The organism is Candidatus Magnetaquicoccus inordinatus (genome assembly GCF_004217665.1).
Classification (GTDB): Bacteria; Pseudomonadota; Magnetococcia; order Magnetococcales; family Magnetaquicoccaceae; genus Magnetaquicoccus; species Magnetaquicoccus inordinatus.
This window is the reverse complement of the sequence record NZ_RXIU01000475.1, coordinates 1-1,265: the sequence shown is the minus strand read 5'-3', so window position 1 is coordinate 1,265 and position 1,265 is coordinate 1. Positions and strand designations below refer to the sequence as shown.

The 1,265-nt window shown below is 53.0% G+C and carries 1 protein-coding gene; it reads right to left on the bottom strand.

The features are described from left to right. Positions 1-150: 150 nt before the first annotated feature. Positions 151-1,032 (bottom strand): RNA polymerase factor sigma-32, encoded by an 882-nt coding sequence (locus EJP87_RS16640; RefSeq protein ID WP_130472952.1) that lies wholly within the window; start codon positions 1,030-1,032, stop codon positions 151-153. Positions 1,033-1,265 lie beyond the last annotated feature (233 nt).

Here is a 1,265-nt window from a genome sequence, read left to right as displayed (position 1 = left end):
CGCTACATGCAGGACTCCGTCCTGCACCTGCCAGGAGGAGATAATCTCCTCCTGGACCTCCATATTAGTATTTTTGTTATATTTTGTTTTGTTTCTTCGACTGGCAACCAACGTCGCAGCAAAAAGATCGCTATTCAGCAACAAAACCTATCAGACAGGTGCAGCTTGAAAAAAACTGCGCAGCTTTTCCAACGCACGCTTTTCAACCTGACGCACCCGTTCGCGACTGATCGCATACTCTTGCGCCAGCGAGTCAAGCGTATGGGGCTCTTCGCTGAGAAAACGCGCCGCCAGGATCGATTGTTCCCGCGGGGTTAAAGTTTGCATCCCATCACGCAACAAAGCAGATTGTTGCCTGGCCTGCTCGGAAAAAAGCAGCGCACGCTCTGGGTTGGGACGCAAATCAGGGATCTGCTCCAACCACTCATCACCCTCTTCGTTGAGGGGTTGGTTAAGAGATTCATCTGGGCTGATCATCCGACAATCCACTTCCAGAATGGTCTCAGCATCCGTCCCAAAACGTTGCGCAAGCTCCTCAGCCTCATCACGGTTGAGACGAGCGGCAGAAAGCTTGCTCTGCCTGAGTTTGAAGAAAAGTTGCCGCTTGATCTGCGTAGTGGCAATGCGCACCATGCGCCAGGAGCGAAGAATAAGCTCATGGATGGAGGCTCGAATCCACCAAATGGCATAGGCGGCCAGACGATTGCCGCGTTTCGGATCAAATTTTCGGATGGCCATCATCAGGCCGACTGTACCCTCCTGGACCAGGTCGGGCAGGCTGATGCGATAGTGAAGATATTCGCGCGCTGTTTTGATCACCAAACGCAGATAAGCATGCACCAAAGCATGCGCCGCTTCCCGGGCTTGCCGTTCAGTACCCTCATGCAGTTGGGTAGCCAGTCGCAACTCCTCTTCCGCACTGAGAAGTGGAGATTGCAGCGCCCGCCGCACAAAAGCCGCAAAACCCTGCTCCTGGTCATAAAGAACCAGATCAGTCGCCGAAGAGGGCAAAATAACAGGCACTGCCAACATGCTTGGGTTCCTTTATTGGGGGCGCAATCTTATTAACCAGACAGTATTATCGCATTGTTGCAGAAAGTCAAAGAAAATGAAAAACAAGCACACCCCTCACCCCCAGAAAAGAGCCCGCATCCCGCAACACAGCAGCCAATCTCTCTCCTTGGCAAGCAGACCGAATAGAGCAAAGGCACGCTGCCGGGACAGCCTAATCAAGAGCAGCAAGCAACTCTGGCAGGTCACGTGCG

What these genes read in the sequence shown, in the direction of transcription:
- EJP87_RS16640 (WP_130472952.1), bottom strand. Translation starts at nt 1,032, where the DNA reads ATGTTGGCAGTGCCTGTTATTTTGCCCTCTTCGGCGACTGATCTGGTT.